At 73.5% G+C, this 16,959-nt stretch carries 15 protein-coding genes; 2 read left to right on the forward strand and 13 right to left on the reverse strand.

Annotated elements, in window-relative coordinates:
• Positions 1-62 precede the first annotated feature (62 nt).
• Entirely contained in the window at positions 63-695 is a 633-nt protein-coding gene (locus XF36_RS27340; protein ID WP_202968457.1) for an IspD/TarI family cytidylyltransferase, read from the forward strand.
• On the opposite strand, the gene XF36_RS34650 is transcribed toward XF36_RS27340, so the two are convergent.
• The 5 genes from XF36_RS34650 to XF36_RS27355 form a co-directional block, all read right to left on the reverse strand.
• A complete protein-coding gene (locus XF36_RS34650; protein WP_238589040.1) occupies positions 688-1,419 on the reverse strand; it encodes a GMC oxidoreductase in 732 nt (243 codons plus the stop codon). The genes XF36_RS27340 and XF36_RS34650 overlap by 8 nt on opposite strands.
• Positions 1,420-1,530: 111 nt before the next feature.
• Positions 1,531-1,683: a hypothetical protein gene (locus XF36_RS34655; RefSeq protein WP_238589041.1), complete on the reverse strand. Its 153-nt coding sequence runs from the start codon at positions 1,681-1,683 to the stop codon at positions 1,531-1,533.
• Between the two features lie 29 nt (positions 1,684-1,712).
• The gene (locus XF36_RS34660; protein ID WP_238589042.1) at positions 1,713-1,994 is read right to left on the reverse strand and encodes a hypothetical protein; all 282 of its coding nucleotides are present in this window, start codon (positions 1,992-1,994) and stop codon (positions 1,713-1,715) included.
• A 205-nt stretch (positions 1,995-2,199) separates the two neighbouring features.
• On the reverse strand, positions 2,200-3,387 hold the full coding sequence (locus XF36_RS27350) for a class I SAM-dependent methyltransferase (RefSeq protein WP_060714179.1): 1,188 nt from the start codon (positions 3,385-3,387) through the stop codon (positions 2,200-2,202).
• A gap of 74 nt (positions 3,388-3,461) precedes the next feature.
• Positions 3,462-4,643, reverse strand: coding sequence for a peptidoglycan recognition protein family protein (locus XF36_RS27355; RefSeq protein WP_060714180.1), 1,182 nt, complete (start codon positions 4,641-4,643; stop codon positions 3,462-3,464).
• Positions 4,644-4,897: 254 nt separating this feature from the next.
• Between XF36_RS27355 and XF36_RS27360 the strand changes: the two genes are divergently transcribed.
• Entirely contained in the window at positions 4,898-6,736 is a 1,839-nt protein-coding gene (locus XF36_RS27360; RefSeq protein ID WP_060714181.1) for an acyl-CoA dehydrogenase, read from the forward strand.
• Positions 6,737-6,802: 66 nt separating this feature from the next.
• Here XF36_RS27360 and XF36_RS27365 read toward each other — a convergent pair whose 3' ends face one another.
• The 8 genes from XF36_RS27365 to pdhA form a co-directional block, all read right to left on the reverse strand.
• On the reverse strand, positions 6,803-7,228 hold the full coding sequence (locus tag XF36_RS27365; RefSeq protein ID WP_060714182.1) for a CBS domain-containing protein: 426 nt from the start codon (positions 7,226-7,228) through the stop codon (positions 6,803-6,805).
• A 97-nt stretch (positions 7,229-7,325) separates the two neighbouring features.
• Positions 7,326-9,899 (reverse strand): VanW family protein, encoded by a 2,574-nt coding sequence (locus XF36_RS35035; protein ID WP_202968458.1) that lies wholly within the window; start codon positions 9,897-9,899, stop codon positions 7,326-7,328.
• Between the two features lie 127 nt (positions 9,900-10,026).
• A complete protein-coding gene (locus tag XF36_RS27375; protein WP_043276256.1) occupies positions 10,027-10,347 on the reverse strand; it encodes a GroES family chaperonin in 321 nt (106 codons plus the stop codon).
• A gap of 196 nt (positions 10,348-10,543) precedes the next feature.
• Positions 10,544-11,734 carry an ATP-binding protein gene (locus XF36_RS27380; RefSeq protein WP_060714183.1) on the reverse strand — a complete coding sequence of 397 codons (1,191 nt, stop codon included), beginning with the start codon at positions 11,732-11,734 and terminating at the stop codon, positions 10,544-10,546.
• 607 nt (positions 11,735-12,341) lie between these two features.
• A complete protein-coding gene (locus tag XF36_RS27385; protein WP_060714184.1) occupies positions 12,342-12,851 on the reverse strand; it encodes an FxsA family protein in 510 nt (169 codons plus the stop codon).
• A gap of 91 nt (positions 12,852-12,942) precedes the next feature.
• Positions 12,943-14,733 carry a dihydrolipoamide acetyltransferase family protein gene (locus XF36_RS29700; protein ID WP_064485517.1) on the reverse strand — a complete coding sequence of 597 codons (1,791 nt, stop codon included), beginning with the start codon at positions 14,731-14,733 and terminating at the stop codon, positions 12,943-12,945.
• Positions 14,734-14,743: 10 nt separating this feature from the next.
• Positions 14,744-15,712 carry an alpha-ketoacid dehydrogenase subunit beta gene (locus tag XF36_RS27395; protein WP_060715014.1) on the reverse strand — a complete coding sequence of 323 codons (969 nt, stop codon included), beginning with the start codon at positions 15,710-15,712 and terminating at the stop codon, positions 14,744-14,746.
• Between the two features lie 15 nt (positions 15,713-15,727).
• Positions 15,728-16,915, reverse strand: coding sequence for a pyruvate dehydrogenase (acetyl-transferring) E1 component subunit alpha (pdhA, locus tag XF36_RS27400; RefSeq protein ID WP_060714185.1), 1,188 nt, complete (start codon positions 16,913-16,915; stop codon positions 15,728-15,730).
• Between the last annotated feature and the right edge of the window lie 44 nt (positions 16,916-16,959).

Genomic DNA, 16,959 nt, shown 5'->3' on the forward strand with positions numbered 1-16,959 from the left:
GACGACCGAGGGTAGCGGGTGCGGTGACCGGTCCCCCCGCCGGACCCGGCAGGATCACCGGAGTGCGTGAACACGTGTGGGCGATCGTGCTGGCGGGCGGCCGGGGCCTGCGTTACGGCCGGCTGAAGCAGCTCGACGAGCTGGCCGGGACCCGGCTGGTCGACCACACCGTCGCCGCCGCCCGGCGCACCTGCGACCGGGTCGCGCTCGTGCTCCCGTCCGGTGTGGACTGGGATGGCGAGCCGGTCGACGCACTCGCCGTCGGCGGCGACCACCAGTCCGAGTCACTGCGTGCCGGGCTCGCCGTGGTGCCCGGCGACGCCGGGATCCTGGTGCTCGCCGACCCCGCACACCCGCTCGCCGCGGACCGGATCTTCACCGACGTCGTCGACGCCGTGCGTGCCGGAGCGGACGGGGCGGTGCCGGTCGTCCCGCTGCTGGAGGTGGTGCAGCGGGTGGTCGACGGCGTCGTCGTCGAGACCCTCCCCAAGCAGGACGCGGTCATCACCCAGTCACCGCAGGCGTTCCGGGCGGACGTGCTGCGGGCCGCGCACGCCGACGCACCCCGGCCGGTGGAGAACTCCGGGATGCTCGCCGGGCTGGGCCACCGCGTGGTGACGGTGCCGGGGGACCCGGCGAACCTGCACGTGGCGAGCCCGGAGGACCTGGCCGTCGTCCGGCGGCTGGTCAGATGAGCGTGCCGACGTCCTGGGCGATCAAGTCGTCGGTGGCGCGCTCGACGACGGCCGCGATCGTCATCGACGGGTTGCAGGCCGCCGTGGTGCCCGGCATCAGCGACCCGTCGAGCACGTAGAGCCCGCGCTGGCCCTGCACCCGGCCCGCGACGTCGCAGACCGTGCCGATGCACGCACCGCCGAGCGGGTGCCAGGTCGTCGGCACGACGTAGGTGGTGTCGACGAAGGTGCCGCGTACGCCGGTGGTGCGGGCCATCCGTTCGTGGCTGCGCGCGGTGAGCGGCGCGTCGCCGTCGAGCGGCCACTGCACGACGCCCTCCTGGCGCACCGGGTCCCAGGTGACACGACCGCGGCCGGCGCTGACGCCGTAGCCGACGATCATCGTGACGGTGCGGCCGAGCCCGAGCGGCAGCGGCGGCAGCGACGCCTGGATGATCGTGTTCGCCGATGCCGGGTCCGCCCAGTCCTTCGTCCCGAACACCACCGGCCCGCCCTGCACCGGGCCGAAGTCCTCGACGGGGGAGACCCAGGTGCAGATCCGGTCGCCGTTGGTGACCCAGTTCTCGCCGAGGGCGTCGGGCAGGTCCGGGATCGTGTCGTGCGCGCGGGCGCGTAGCAGCAGCCGGTTGGTGTTCTGCGTCCCCGCGGCGAGCACCAGCGCCGGAGTCGTGATGATCTTCTTCTCCTGGGAGGTGCCGGTCTCGTCGATCCGGTCGACGTGCACCTCCCAGCGCCCGTCGGCGGCCCGGATGACGTCGGTGACCTGGTGCAGCGTCGCGACGGTGACCCGGCCGGTCGCCTCGGCATCGGCGAGGTAGGTGACGTCGACGCTGTGCTAGCCGCCGTTGTTCACACCGAGCGCACCGTCGCCGTTGGTGTAGGTGGCCTTCATCTCCCCGCGCAGCTCGGCCAGGGCGTAGTCCCGGTCGATCGGCATCGGGATCATCTCGACCTCGTAGCCGGCGGCCTCGGCGCGGTCCCGGAACACCCGCGACGAGCTGTAGGTGGGGGAGTTGATCAGCTCGTCGGGTGCGGTTCCAGGCGCAGCATCCGCGCGACCCGCGGGTAGTGCTCGCGGGCGAGCACGTCGTAGTCGAGCTCGCGGGGCATCGTGGCCGCGAACAGCTCCGCGGACGGCTGCAGTGTCATGCCCTGGTAGGTCAGTGACCCGCCGCCGCCGCCCGCCGCGCAGAACACGTCCATGCCGTTGCCGCCGACCCGCTGCAGCAGACCGGTGTAGCGGCCGGGGGACAGCGGGACCGCGCCCGGGGTGCTCCGGGTCGGCCGTCCGAGCAGCACCGACAGCGGGTTCGGCGGCCCGTCCAGCGGGTCGGCGACGGTGTCGAGTCAGAACAGCCTGCGGTCGGGATTGGTCAGGACCCGCGGGAAGGTCTCCGCGTTCGGGCCGGTGTCCCAGCGCCGACCGCGCTCCAGCACGCCGATGCCCGCGCCGAGCTCGCCCGCGCGGTGCGCGAGCTGCGCGACGCGGACCGGTGAGCGGGGCTCAGACCGCGAGTAGCTCCGTCGACCCGAGCCCCAGCTCGTCGAGCGTGGCCCGCACCTCGCCGGCGTAGACCGGGTTCATCAGCAGCACCGACCGCGGCGGGGAGTCCAGCAGGTCCTTCGGCGCGCGGATCGGCAGCCCGAGCCCGCCCATGAAGCGGCCCTGAAGGCCGGGGTTGATGTCGACGACCGCGCCGACCGCGCCGGTCCCCTCCGCCCCGCCCTCGACGACGTTGAGGAAGGTCAGCCCCTTCGCCCCGCCGCCCCAGACGACCACCTCGTCGCCGATCGCGGCCCGGCCGCCCAGCCACTCCCGCCAGCGTCCGACCTGGTCCGACACCCGGGTCGCGAAGTCCAGGCAGGCGCCGCGCAGCGCGTCGCGCAGGTGCGGCTCCAGCGCGGGCGCGCCCGGGCTCCCGTCCGGCCCCGCCTCGGCGACGACGTACTGGTCGGCGTAGGTCAGCCGCACCTGCGGGTCGGAGAAGCCGACACCGGCCAGGAACGTCCGCATGGTCGCCGGGGTGAAGTAGGAGCAGTGCTCGTACTGCAGGTCCCAGAAGGCGCCCTCGTCGAGGATCCGGCCCAGGTCGGGCACCTCGGCGAGCAGGGCCCGACCACCGCCGCGACGCAGCCCGGCGTACAGCTCCGCGCCGAAGACGGCGAGGTCGGGGATGTGCTCCAGGGTGTGCCGGCAGACCAGGGCCGCGGTGCCCGGCTCGACCTGGTCACGGGCGAACTCCGCGGGGACGGCGGTGAGCCGGTCCGCGAGCTCGGGCCGGACCCGCTGCGGTACGAAGTGCGGGTCGATCCCGGTGACCCGGCCGACGCCGGCGCCGAGCAGCTCGGCGGCGAAGTCACCGGACCCGCAGCCCACCTCGACGACGTGCTGTCCGGCCAGGCCGAACCGCGCCACCCAGTCCGCGGTGATCTCCGCGGCGTAGGCGGCGAAGCGGGGGGAGTGGTGCTGGGACTCCTCGTGGTCGCCGGTGTAGTCGAGCAGCCCCGGGTCGAAGTCGCGGTTGAACACCAGCCCGCAGCGCTCGCAGAGCACGAGCACCTGGTCACCGGTGGCCATCGACCGCGCCGAGACCGGGTCGGGCAGCACCGCGGTGCCGTGCACCGGCAGCCCGGTCACCGAGAAGAACGGATCGCTCGCGGGCGCGTCGCACGTGGGGCAGCGGTTCAGCACCGGGCGAGACTAGCGGCAGTCCGTCACCCGTCCGTGCGGGCGCTCTCCGCCCGCGCGTGGCCCGCGCGTGGCCCTCAGCGGTTCAGCACGCCCTGCGGGTCGTGCGCGTCCGGGACGGGACTGCCGGAGGTCCCGAGCAGCTTCTGCCACTGCGGGTGGTCGACGACGTCGGGCACGCTCTCCACCCGTCGCGCCGCCGCGAGCACCTCGACCGCACGGGCGGCGTCGCCCTCGGCGCCCGCGCGCACCGTGCGGGCCAGCTCCGGCCAGGTCTCCCCGCCGAGCAGACCGTTGACGTCGTCGGCGCGGTGCGCGCGCTGGAACTCGCTCACCGCGGCCGCGGTGCGGTCGTCGAACCGGCCGTCGGGCTTCCCGGTCAGCGACCCGGCGTCGCGCAGCAGGTACTGGGCCGCCTCGACGATCGGTCCGCGGTCGCCGGTGCGCAGCAGCGGCCAACTCGCCTTGGTCGCCTCGGTGCGGGAGAGCCGCCTGCCCAGCAGCCCCGCCACCTCGCGACGCAGCCGGGGCAGCGCGGCGTAGAGGCGGTCGCCGGGGCAGAGGGTGTTGCGGTAGTCGCGGTGGCCGTAGAGCTCGGTCGGGGCGATGCCGTAGCGCAGGCAGATGTAGGCGCAGGTGATGCGCAGAGAGTTCCACAGTGCCGGCGTCGGGTCGACACCCATGTAGGTGCCCTCGTTCTCGATGCCGATCGCGATGACGTTCTGGCCCGGCGAGTGCGCCCCCTCGACGACGCGGCGGCCCCCGTTGAGCTCACCGAGGCTCCAGAGCCTGCCCTCCAGCACGTGCCCGCCGCGCGAGATGGTGAAGTGCTGCCCGGAGTCGAGCCAGCCGTTGCGGTCCATGTGGTAGTTCTGGATCGCCCTCGCCATCCGGTGCGCGGCGCCGACGCTGTAGTCGGTCGTGTTCGCCCCGGCCGTGTGGTGCACCAGGATCCGGATCGGACGCCGGTCCCAGATCTTCGGCGCGGACTTCGGCTTGCGCGCGCCCCACTCGAAGCAGCGCGCGATGAACGGGATCGGCACGCCCTCCGCGAGGGGGCCGGCACCCGCCGGTCCGGGCATGCCGTCCGGCCCCGGGACCGCCGACGGACCAGACACCGGGTCGGTGGCGGGCGGGGCGGGGTCGGTGGCCGGCGGCGGCCCGGCGAACGCCCGGCCGGGCAGGACCAGGCCCGCGCCGGCGACCGCGCCCCCGACCAGCAGCCCGCGGCGACTCCAGCTCTGCCCCGGCTCGCCCATCGCTGCTGCCCCCCATCGGCCGCACCGAGCCGGTACCGCCTTCGTCACACACGCCACATCCGTCCCGTGCGACTCCACATTCTCTCGGTTCACAGGAGAAGTACGGCGCGGGCGCGCCGGTCGAGCGCGTCACACAGGTGGGCGGTCCCGACCCGCACCTGCGCCCTTGCCTGGGTTACCCGTCGGTAATACTCTGGAGTCAGTTACCGGCCGGTAAGTCGATCGGCCCTGGCACGAACGGCGGTGAAGGACGGATGGGCCACTACAAGAGCAACGTGCGCGACCTCGAGTTCAACCTCTTCGAGGTGTTCGAGGTACAGAACCACCTCGGGACGGGGCCGTTCACCGACGTCGACGTCGACACCGCCAAGGGCGTGCTGTCGGAGCTGTCGACCGTCTGCACCGGACCGCTCGCGGAGCACTACGCCACGATCGACCGCAACCCGCCGGTCTTCCACCCCGAGGACCACACGGTCACCACCCCGCAGGAGCTCAAGGACGCCTACAAGGTCCTCTGGGACGGCGAGTGGTGGCGCCTCGGCCTGCCGAACGAGCTGGGTGGCATGGGCATCCCGCCGTCGGTGCAGTGGGCCGCCGCCGAGCTGATGTGCGGCTCCAACCCGGCCATCTTCATGTACATGGCCGGCCCGAACTTCGCCTCGATCCTCCACAAGAACGGGAACGAGGAGCAGAAGCGCTGGGCCCAGCTGATGATCGACCGCGGCTGGGGCGCCACGATGGTGCTGACCGAGCCGGACGCGGGCTCGGACGTCGGGGCCGGCCGGACCAAGGCGATCCAGCAGGACGACGGCACCTGGCACATCGAGGGTGTGAAGCGCTTCATCACCTCGGCCGAGCAGGACTTCACCGAGAACATCATGCACCTGGTGCTGGCCCGCCCCGAGGACGCGAAGCCGGGCACCAAGGGCCTGTCGCTGTTCCTCGTGCCGAAGTTCCACTTCGACACCGAGACCGGTGAGCCGGGCGAGCGCAACGGTGCCTTCGTGACCAACGTCGAGCACAAGATGGGCCTCAAGGCCTCCACGACCTGCGAGCTGACCTTCGGGGCGCACGGCACCCCGGCCGTCGGCTGGCTGCTCGGTGACGTCCACAACGGCATCGCCCAGATGTTCCAGGTCATCGAGTACGCCCGGATGATGGTCGGCACCAAGGCCATCGGCACCCTGTCGACCGGTTACCTCAACGCGCTCGAGTTCGCCAAGGAGCGCGTGCAGGGCGCCGACCTGACGAAGATGACGGACAAGACCGCGCCGCGGGTCACGATCACCCACCACCCGGACGTCCGTCGCAGCCTGATGCTGCAGAAGGCGTACGCCGAGGGCCTGCGCTCGGTCTACATCTACACCTCGACCTTCCAGGACAGGGTGCGCCTCGGCGACGAGGGCAGCGGGATCAGCACCGAGCTGGCGGAGAAGGTCAACGACCTGCTGCTGCCGATCGTCAAGGGTGTCGGCTCCGAGCGCGCCACCGAGCAGCTCGTGCAGTCGCTGCAGACCCTCGGCGGGTCCGGCTTCCTCCAGGACTACCCGATCGAGCAGTACATCCGGGACGCCAAGATCGACTCCCTCTACGAGGGCACCACCGCGATCCAGTCCCAGGACTTCCTGTTCCGCAAGATCGTCCGGGACAACGGGCAGGCGCTCGCGCACGTCGCGGGCGAGATCCAGGCGTTCATCGACTCCGAGGCGGGCAACGGCCGGCTCAAGGAGGAGCGCGAGCTCCTGCGCACCGCGCTCACCGACGTGCAGGGGATGCTCGGCACGCTGACCGGCTACCTCTACGCCTCCACCAAGGACGCCACCGAGCTGTACAAGGTCGGCCAGCACACCGTGCGGCTGCTCATGGCGGTCGGCGACCTGCTCGTCGGCTGGCTGCTGCTGCGTCAGGCGACCGTCGCGCTCGCCGCACTGGGCACCGACGGCGTCCCGGCGAAGGACCGGGCCTTCTACGAGGGCAAGGTCGGCGTCGCGACGTTCTTCGCGAAGTCCGTGCTGCCCCGTCTGACCTCGGAGAAGGCGATCATCGCGAACGCCGACAACGCGCTCATGGAGCTCGACGAGGCCTCGTTCTGATCTGGTTCCCATGACGAAGGGCCCCGGGTGCGGACTCCCCGCCCGGGGCCCCTCCTCGTCGCACCGTTACCGCGCGATGTAGCTCTCCAGCTGCTCGCGCTCCTGCTCGAGCATGTCCATCCGGGCCTTGACCAGGTCGCCGATGGACACGATCCCGGCCAGCGCCCCGTCGACGACGACCGGCAGGTGCCGCACCCGGCGGTCGGTCATGACCCGGGCGAGGTCACCGACGCCGTCGCCGGGCGAGCAGGTGACCACCTCGGTGGTCATCACCTCGGCCACCCGCGCGTCGAGCAGCGCGGCGCCGTGACTGTGCAATCGGCGCACCACGTCCCGCTCCGAGACGATGCCGACCAGCCGGTCGCCGTCGACGACTGGCAGTGCGCCGAGGTGCCGCTCGGCGATCGCCCGGAGCACCTCGACCACCGGGTCGTCCGGCGCCACGGTGCTCACCGCGCTGCCCTTGCTCCTCAGAACGTCCGCGATGCGCATTGGGGGTACCCCGATCCCTCGCTGTCCGACGGCTAGAGGGATCAGGGTACGAATGTGACGTGGGTTACGTCACCCCCCGGACGGGACCATCACCGGATCAGCCGCCGCACTGCACGATCGGCTGAGGGTTGTACTTGACCGTCCGGGTCTCGCTGGTCGACTCCCCGGTCTGCACGTTGCGCATCGTCCGGGTGTCGGTCGCGGTGAAGCCCGGCGAGCCCGAGCTCGCGCTGCACGGCTGCCCGGCCGGGATGTTGACGACCTGCGGCTGGGTCGGGTTGGTCCGCGGCCCGGTCGTCGAGGTGACGTCGTACATCTTCTGGCCGACGAACGAGACGGTGACGTTGCTGGGCGTCCACGCCGTGCGGATCAGCACCGGAGTGGGGCCGTCGTTGCGGAACTTGACGTCGATGAGGTCGTCGAAGACCGTCGCCTCGCGGGCCACCGGGTAGCGGCTGATGTAGTAGCTGTGCTCCTTGTGCTCGATGTCGGTCATGCCGGCGAAGTACGAGGCGTTGTACAACGTCGTCGCGAGCTGGGAGACACCGCCGCCCACGCCGCGCGCCGGGTGACCGTCCTCGATGATCCCGGCCTCGACGTAGCCGTTGGCGGCGTTGCGCGGGTTGCTGACGCCGTTGAGGCTGAACGTCTCGCCGGGCTGCACGATCTGGCCGTTGATCGCCTCGGCGGCGCGCTTGATGTTCTGCCCGGAGTCGGCGGCGAACCCGCCGGTGGTGAACGTCGAGATCTCGGTGGCGTTGCCCAGCGACTCCAGGTCGGCCGTGGTGATCTCGGCCGGCTTGTTCGCGTAGACCGCGGCGACGGTCCGCTCGCCCTCACCGGTGAGGATCGGCAGCACGTTCGCGAGGGTCGCGTCGTAGTCGATGCCGCGCCCGTCCTGGGACGGGACGATCCGCGGCGGGGTCGAGGCGAAGTCGAGCTGGGCGTCGACACCGGGCTTCTCGGTGCTCGCCAGCTGGGGCTGCGCCACGTCCTCGAGGGTCTTGTTCGCGATGACCGGCTTCAGCTTGGCCGTGCCCTCGGGGTCCGCGGTGAAGCTCAGCGCGGTGGTGATGTCCTCGGGGGTGATGGTCGCGTTCGCGCCCTCACCGGTGATCGTCAGCGGTCCGGAGACGGCGGGCAGGGCGACCTCGTCGATCGCCTGCTGCACGTCGGCCGGGGTGGTGACGGCCTGCTCCACGATCAGCGGCAGCTGCACCGGCTCGCCGGACGCCCACTGCTCCTCGACGACGCCGACGGCCGCGTCGACGTCGAGCTGCTGGCCCGGCTCCGGCGCGACCGGCATCGGGGTGACGCCCTGCCACTGGACCGAGCCCTCCTTGGGCTCCTTCATGACCAGCGGGGCCATCTGCTCGAGCGCGGTGCGCACGGCGCGGTCGTCGGCGGAGTTGACCACCCCGACCTCGCGGGTGGTGAAGAACGAGGAGATCCGGGTGATCGGGTTCAGCGGCTGCTCGCCCGCCTCGTCGAGGGTGCGCGCGTAGTCGACCTGCAGGCCCGCGGCCTTCGGGTCGATCTCGGAGCGGACCTCACCGGCCTGGACCGGCACCGGCGCGCCGGCACGCGGCTCGATCGCCGCCTGCAGCGTCTCGGTGGCCTGGGCCCGCGACATGCCGCCGATCTGCTGACCGGCGACGACGACGCCGCGCGGCACGCTGCCGGAGCTGAGCACGAGGTCGCCGACGTACCCGAGGGCGAGCACACCGAGCGCGGCGGCCGCGACGATCAGGCCGACCGGGCGCTTGCGCTGCGGGCCGTCACCGCTCTCGCCGTCGCCACCCTCGTCGCCGCCACCCCCGTCGCCGCCACCCCCGTCGCCGCCGCCGGGACCACCGGGGCCGCCCGGCCCACCCGGACCGGTCGCGGCCGCGGGGCCCGCGGCACCGAACGCGCCGCCGAGGACCGCGGTGCCCGCGCCAGGGCCGCCGGTGTGGATGCGGGCGGTCTGCTCGCCCGCGCCGCCCGCGGACGCCGCCGCGGACGCGGCGGGGGTGACCCGGGGCAGGACCTGGGTGCGCTGCTCACTGAGCGGGGGGACGCGGACGGTGTCCTGGTCCCGGCCCTCGGGGGTGGCGGGGACCGGGCGGGTCGGGTCCTGTCCACCGGAGGTCCGGGGGCCGGGCTCCGACGTGGCGGGCGCCGGGGCACCACCGGCCTGCGGTCCGGTCGTGCCCGGATCCTGCCGCGGCGCCGGGCCGGGCTGCGGGGCACCGGTGCCCGGGCGCTGCGGGGACGGCTGGTGCCCGGCGGGCGACGGTGCGGCCGGGTCGTCCGCGGTGGTGGCCTGTCCGACGACGGTGCGGGCCGCGGGGGACTCCGGCGGCGCCTGCTCGGCGGCCTCGGCCGGATCCGCGGGCCCGGACGCGTCGGCGGCCGGAGTTTCGGCGGCCCGGGCCTCGGCGCTCCGGGTCTCGGTGGCCCGGGTGTCGGCGGCCGGGGCCTCTGCCGCGCCCTGCGGCGCGTTGGTCCCCTGCGCGGGGGCGGCTGTGGCGGGCGCAGCGGCTGCCGCGGGACCGGGCGAGGGACGGCGGTCGGGCATCACGGGGCGACCGGCACCGGCGGCGTCGCCGTTCGGCTGGTCTCCCGGCTCCGGCGCGGCCGTCACCGGCTGCTCGTCCGCGTCGTCGGACGAGGGAGGGCGCTCGGGCATGACGTGGGACTTCCTTTCCGCACTGCCATCGACTCTGTCATCGAGGCCGACGTCGCCGCCTGCGTCGACACCGCCGTCGAACCGGGTGGGCCGCGGGTCCGTGCGGACCGGCGCGCCCCGGGGGGGATCAGAGGTAGAGACCGGTCCCGTGCTGGGTGGCCTCGGAGGCCACCGCGTGCAGATCCCGCTCGCGCATGACCAGGTGCCCGACGCCGGCGATCTCGACCTCGTACTGGTCCTCCGGGGCGAGCAGGACGCGGTCGCCGGCCTTCACCGTGCGCACGTGCTGTCCCACCCCGACCACCTCTCCCCAGACCAGACGCTTGGCGACCTGTGCGGTTGCCGGGATCACGATTCCGGCCGAGCTCCGTCGCTCGCCGGAACCCTCGACCCTCTTGATCATGACTCGGTCATGGAGCATCTGGATCTCGAGTTTGGGCTCGGCCACCGGGCCGATGCTACGGGTGACCCCTGACGCCCCCGGCAGCGCCCGGGGCGGGCGACAGCCTGCCCCGAACGTGGAACGCCCCGCGGCGCTACCGAGTCGGGGGTCGGGTGGCGCCGCGGGGCTCAGCAGGGGTTTCGCACTGCCACGACGACCCGTTACACCGCAAACAGTTTTCACTCGTCCGGAGCAGTGGGGCTCAGGTGTTGGCGAGCAGGTACCGCCCGAAGTGCGGCACGGTGAAGGCGATCTGCCCGCGCTGGGCCGAGAACACGAGGCCCTTCTTGAGCAGGCTGTCGCGCGCGGGGGACAGCGACGACGCCCGCCGGTCCAGGTGCTTGGCGACCAGCGACGTCTCGACGGGGTGGTCCTCCCCGTCGGTCAGCTCGGCCATCGCCCGCAGGTACTCCCGCTCGGCGGGCGTCGCCCGCTCGAAGCGGGAGCCGAAGAAGCCGACCGCGAGCTCGGCATCGGCCTCGGGGGCGGCCATCTCGACGTCCTTCGCACCGATCGGGCTGGTCGGCGCGGCGTCCCAGGCGGCCTTGCCGTAGGCCTGCACGAAGTACGGGTAGCCGCCCGAGCGGACGTAGAGGTCGTCGAGGGCCTCCTGGTCGAAGGTCGCGTCCTCCCGCTCGGCGGGGGCGATCAGCGCGAAGTCGGCGTCGGAGCGGTCCAGCCGGTCGATCCGCGAGTACTTGAACAGCCGTTCCGAGTAGGACTTCGACGCCGACAGCACCGCGGGCAGGTGCGGCAGCCCCGCCCCGACGACGACGAGGGGCACCCGGGCCTGGGACAGCTCGTGGCAGGCGGCGCAGAGCGCGGAGACGTCCTCGGGCCGCAGGTCCTGCATCTCGTCGATCAGCAGGGCGATGCCGGATCCGACGTCCTGGGCGAGCTCGGCGACCTCGGTGAACAGCTCGACCAGGTCGATCTCGATGTCGCCCGAGTCCGCGCGCCCGTTCTTCACCGGGACGTCGATGCCGGGCTGCCAGCGCTCCCGCAGCTTCGTACCCTCCGGCGACGACCGGAGCGCGAACGCTTTGAGCACCCCCAGTACCTCGTCGATGCGCTCGGGGGCACGGTGCCGGACGGCGAGGTCGCGGATCGCGCGGTGCAGCGCCGCGGACAGCGGACGTCGCAGGTCGGCGTCCGGCCGGGCCTCGATCTTCCCGGCGCCCCAGCCGGCGTGCATCGCCATCGAGCGCAGCTCGCCGAGCAGGACCGTCTTGCCGACGCCGCGCAGCCCGGTGAGCACCAGGCTCCGCTCCGGGCGACCGCGGGCGACCCGTTCCAGGACGATCTCGAAGGCGTCCACCTCGCGGTCCCGACCGGCCAGCTCGGGCGGGCGCTGACCCGCGCCGGGGGCGAACGGGTTGCGCACCGGATCCATGCGACGACGGTATCCGCCGATCTTCGGAATTCCGTAGACGACGGCGGCGTGTCGCCTCCCCGCCACCCGGGCGACCCAGCGACGCTGATAATCACTCAGCGTGGTCACACTGCCCGTCCGGGCCGACTCCGGCATCGCCCGTGGGGTCCGTCGCGAACGCACCGTGCGAGTGCGGCCGGAGAATGCCGGCGTCGTCGTCACGATCCGGTGGCCCATGCCCCGCGACCTTCCGCGACCGCTGCTGACCAGCAACACTCTGCTGTGTGCACCACCCTGTCGCACGTGACTACACCCGGGAGGGGAGCGCCGTGGGTCGACACCGAGGACGGCACCGCGCCGACCGGATGCATCACTCCACACTGCGGATGAAGCCGATCACGCTGCGTCGCCGGAGGCTGGAGAGCCTGCGCACTCTGCTCGCAGGAGCGCGCCCCGGCTGGTGAGAGGGACGGCGGGGACGCCCCCGAACGTCCCCGCCGTCCACCACCCCGGCCCGAGGCGTGCCGCGCCCGGCCGTCGCACCCCCTGGTGCCGCCGTCGCACCCGCCGCACGGGGTGCGGAGACCGCGTGCGGGGTGCGCCGGGCGACCACGGGCCCGGTGACGGGTCAGGTGCGGTCGGGACCGTCCACGACCTCGCCCTCGACGACCGGGCCGGTGCCCGCGGCGGGACCGGCGATGCGCGGGTACACGGTCGCCGTGCGCGGCTCGGTGACGGTCTCCCCCTCCACCACGGTGGCGCCGTAGCGGATCCGCGCGGTGCGCAGACCCGGTGCGGCCCGCTCGGCGGCGCTCACCATGCGACGCCGGACCAGGGCCCGGGTCGGAGGGAACACCAGGGCGAGGCCGAGCACGTCGGTGATCAGGCCCGGCAGGAAGATGAGGATGCCGCCGGCGGCGACGAGCAGCCCGTCGGTCGCCTCCTCGTGCGCCAGCTTCCCGCGCTGAACCGCGGTGGCGAGCGCGCGGGCGGCGCGGACGCCCTCCCGGCGGGCGAGCAGGAGCCCGAGCACGGACCCGGCGAGCAGGACCAGCAGGGTCCAGCCCAGCCCGATCCACGCGATCAGCCCGGCGAGCGCGACGATCTCGAGCACGACGTAGAGCAGCACGAACGGCATGCCCGTACAACGCACGGGCACGCCGTTCTGCTCCCGGATCGCCCGAGTTCCCCGGATCGATCTCCGGGGGCACTCGGATGATCTCCCCAGGTCACCAGGTGAGGGCGATCCCGGGGTCGTGCAGCAGCGCGCCGACGTCGGCGAGGAACCGCGAGCCCTCGGCCCCGTCGACGAGGCGGTGGTCGAACGACAACGCCAGCCGGCACACGGTGCGCACGGCCAGCTCGCCGTCGACGACCCACGGGGCGGGCTTGATCGACCCGACGGCGAGGATCGCGGCCTCGCCGGGGTTGATGATCGGCGTCCCGATGTCGACGCCGAGCACACCGACGTTGGTGATGGTGAACGTGCCACCGACCAGGTCGGCCGGGGCGGTCCGGCCCGCCCGTGCGGTGTCGGTGAGCGTCGTGAGCGCGTCGGCCATGCCGCGCAGGGTGAGGGTGTCCGCGTCGCGGATCTTGGGGACGACGAGCCCGCGCGGCGTCGCGGCGGCGATGCCGAGCTGGACGCGGGCGAAGTAGACGATCTCGCCGGCGCGCTCGTCCCAGCTGGCGTTGATCGCCGGGGTCCGCGCGGCGGCCAGGCAGGCGGCCTTCGCGACGAACGCCAGCGGGGTCAGCTTGACCCCGGCGAACTCGCGCGAGGCCCGCAGCCGGTCGCGCAGGGCCATCGTCTCGGTGACGTCGACGTCGAGGAACTCGGTGACGTGCGGCGCCGTGAACGCGCTCGCGACCATCGCCGCGGCGGTGGCCTTGCGGACGCCGCGGATGGGCTCGCGGCGGTCCTCGGTGGGTCGGGTGGTGGCGCTCGCGCCCGGCCCGGCCGGAGCCCCCGCCGACTCCCCGGCGCCCTGGCCGGCGACACCACCCTGGGCGGCGGCAGTCTGACCAGCAGCAGCAGTCCGGTCGACGGCACCCGGGGCAGCGGCGCCCGCGACAGCGGCTCCGGTGACACCTCCGGCGGCCCCCGCCACGACGGCGCCCCCGGCGACCGACGCCCCGGCAGCGGACGTCCCGGCAGCGAATGCCCCGTCCTCGGATGCCCCGACATCGGATGTCCCGGCGGCGCGGCCGTCGACCGCAGCGTCGTTCCCGGCGTCCGTGAGCCCGGCACCCGTCGCGGCGGCGTGCACGTCCTCACGGGTGATCCGGTCGTCCCGCCCGGTCCCCCTCACGGTCCGCAGGTCGACGCCCAGCTCTCGCGCGAGCAGGCGGACCGGCGGTGGGGCGAGGGGGACCTGCGCGGCCCGCGGCCCGACACCGTCGCCCGGGGCGGCGCCGGCCGGAAGACCGGTGGAGGTCGCGGGAGTGGTCTGCTCGGGCGCCGGGACCGGGGCCGTCCCCGATGCAGCACGGCTCCCGGAGCCTTCGGCTGGGGGCTCGGCGGAGGGGGCCGGCACCACGGAGCCGGCGGGCGCAGCGGCCGCGGCAGATGCGGTGGGAGCGGCGGCGGGTGCAGCGGGATCGGCGGCAGCGGGATCGGCGGCCGCGGGATCGGCGGCAGCGGGATCGGCGGCAGCGGGATCGCGCCGCGGCCGCCGCCGCGCGGAGCCCTGCCGCGGCCCGTACCCGACGAGCGTCGCGATCCGCCCGTCCTTGCCCGCCTCACCGATCTTGGCTCCGGCGTCGGCGTCGGGCGCGGACCCAGCGGTGTCGATCGCGATGATCGGCGTCCCCACCGCGACGGTCGCGCCCGGCTCGACCAGCAGCTCACCGACCGTCCCGGCCCACGGCGAGGGCAGCTCCACGGCCGCCTTCGCCGTCTCGATCTCCACGATGACGTCGTTGACCGCAACCGTGTCCCCGGGCGCCACCCGCCAGGTGACGATCTCGGCCTCGGTCAGCCCCTCGCCGACGTCGGGCAGCTTGAAGTGCTCACGCATGTGCTCCTCCTCACCAGGCCAGGGAACGGTCGACGGCGTCGAGCACCCGGTCCAGGTCCGGCAGGTACTCCTCCTCCAGCCGCGACGGCGGGTAGGGCGTGTCGAAGCCGGTCACGCGCAGCACCGGCGCCTCCAACGAGAAGAAGCACTCCTGCTGGATCCGGGCGGCGACCTCCGAGGTCACCGACGCCTCCGGGGGCGCCTCGGACACCACGACCAGCCGTCCGGTGCGCCGCACCGACTCCGCGACCGGGCCGAGGTCGAGCGGCGACAGCGACCGCAGGTCGATCACCTCGAGGTCGCGGCCCTCCTCGGCGGCCGCCCCGGCGGCGTCGAGACAGGTCCGCACCATCGGCCCGTAGGTGGCGACGGTCAGCGTCGAGCCCGGCCGCACCACGCGCGAGGCGTGCAGTGGGAAGGCCGAGCCCAGGTCGGTGTCGGCGTCGAGCTCGCCCTTCTCCCAGTACCGGCGCTTCGGCTCGAAGAAGATCACCGGGTCGTCGGAGACGATCGCCTGCTGGATCATCCAGTGCGCGTCGGCCGGGTTCGAGCAGGTGACCACCTTGAGGCCCGCGACGTGCGCGAACAGCGACTCGGGCGACTCGGAGTGGTGCTCGACGGCGCCGATCCCGCCGCCGTAGGGGATCCGGACGACGACCGGCACCGGCACCCGGCCCTGCGTCCGGTACCGCAGCTTCGCCAGCTGGGACACGATCTGGTCGTAGCCGGGGAAGACGAACCCGTCGAACTGGATCTCGCAGACCGGGCGGAACCCGCGCACCGCGAGTCCGATCGCGGCGCCGATGATCCCGGACTCCGACAGCGGGGTGTCGAGCACGCGCTGCTCGCCGAAGTCCTTCTGCAGCCCGTCGGTGATGCGGAAGACGCCGCCGAGCCGGCCGACGTCCTCGCCCATGACGAGCACCTTGGGGTCGCGCTCCATCGCGGCACGCAGCCCGTCGTTCAGTGCCTTGGCCATCGTGGTCGGCACGGATCAGCCCTCCTGGTCGGCGAACGACGCGTGGTAGGCCAGGAACTCCTCGCGTTGGCGCTCCACCGTCGGCGACGGCTCGGCGTAGACCTGGGAGAATATCCGCTCCGGGCCGGGCTGGGGCATCGCCCGGCAGAAGGCCCGCATCCGCTCGCCCAGCGCGTCGGCCTCGGCATCGACGGCGTCGAAGAAGTCGGCGCCGACGCCGTGCCGCCGGGCCAGGTGCACCCGCACCCGCTCGATCGGGTCCTTGAGCTTCCACAGCTCGACCTCGTCGGCGAGCCGATAGCGGGTCGCATCGTCGGAGGTGGTGTGGGAGTCCATCCGGTAGGTGAACGCCTCGATCAGCACCGGGCCGTTGCCGGTGCGGCACTCGTCGAGCGCCCAGCGGGTGACGGCGAGGCAGGCCAGCACGTCGTTGCCGTCCACCCGGACGCTGGGGAAGCCGTAGCCGCGGGCGCGCTGGTAGAGCGGCACCCGGGTCTGGCGCTCCGCGGGCACCGAGATCGCCCACTGGTTGTTCTGGCAGAAGAAGACCAGCGGCGCGTCGTAGGCGGCGGCCCAGACGAAGCCCTCGTGCACGTCGCCCTGACTGGTGGCGCCGTCGCCGAAGTAGCAGATGGTGGCCTCGCCCGTATCGCGATCGCCGACCTTCGACTCGAAGCGCTGGCCCATCGCGTAGCCGGCGGCGTTGAGGCACTGGTTGCCGATGACGATCGTGTACGGGTGGAACCGGGTCGCGACCGGGTCCCAAGTGCCGTGGTCGGTCCCCCGGAAGATGCCGAGCAGCTCGGTCGGGTCGACCCCGCGGCACCAGGCGACGCCGTGCTCGCGGTAGCTGGGGAAGCACATGTCCTCGGGCGCGAGCGCGCGGCCGGAGCCGACCTGCGCGGCCTCCTGGCCGAGCAGCGGCACCCAGAGGCCGAGCTCGCCCTGACGCTGCAGGGAGTTGCCCTCGCGGTCGGCGCGCCGGACCAGGACGAGGTCGCGGTAGAGCGACCGCAGGTCCTCGGCGGTGATGTCGACGGTGTAGCGGTCGAACCGCTCGTCCGGCACCCGCTCGCCCTCGGGGGTGAGCAACTGGACGAGCTCGGGCCCGCCCTCGTCGACGCCCTTCAGCCCCGCGACGACCTGGTCGTGGCTGGGCTGCGACCGCGGATCGGTCGGTATCCACGCCTGGGGTTCGTCCACGGCAGACCTCCTCGGTCGCACCGGGCGGGGTGGCGCCCGGGAGC

Origin of the sequence: Pseudonocardia sp. HH130629-09 (genome assembly GCF_001294645.1) — a bacterium.
Classification (GTDB): domain Bacteria; phylum Actinomycetota; class Actinomycetes; order Mycobacteriales; family Pseudonocardiaceae; genus Pseudonocardia.

Excerpts from the sequence above, each read along its gene's own strand:
- XF36_RS27380 (WP_060714183.1), bottom strand. The coding sequence starts at position 11,734 with ATGGATCCGGTGCGCAACCCGTTCGCCCCCGGCGCGGGTCAGCGCCCG.
- XF36_RS29700 (WP_064485517.1), bottom strand. The coding sequence starts at position 14,733 with ATGCGTGAGCACTTCAAGCTGCCCGACGTCGGCGAGGGGCTGACCGAG.
- XF36_RS35035 (WP_202968458.1), bottom strand. The coding sequence starts at position 9,899 with ATGCCCGAGCGCCCTCCCTCGTCCGACGACGCGGACGAGCAGCCGGTG.
- XF36_RS27355 (WP_060714180.1), bottom strand. The coding sequence starts at position 4,643 with ATGGGCGAGCCGGGGCAGAGCTGGAGTCGCCGCGGGCTGCTGGTCGGG.
- XF36_RS27385 (WP_060714184.1), bottom strand. The coding sequence starts at position 12,851 with ATGCCGTTCGTGCTGCTCTACGTCGTGCTCGAGATCGTCGCGCTCGCC.
- XF36_RS27395 (WP_060715014.1), bottom strand. The coding sequence starts at position 15,712 with ATGGCCAAGGCACTGAACGACGGGCTGCGTGCCGCGATGGAGCGCGAC.
- XF36_RS27365 (WP_060714182.1), bottom strand. The coding sequence starts at position 7,228 with ATGCGCATCGCGGACGTTCTGAGGAGCAAGGGCAGCGCGGTGAGCACC.
- XF36_RS27360 (WP_060714181.1), top strand. The coding sequence starts at position 4,898 with ATGGGCCACTACAAGAGCAACGTGCGCGACCTCGAGTTCAACCTCTTC.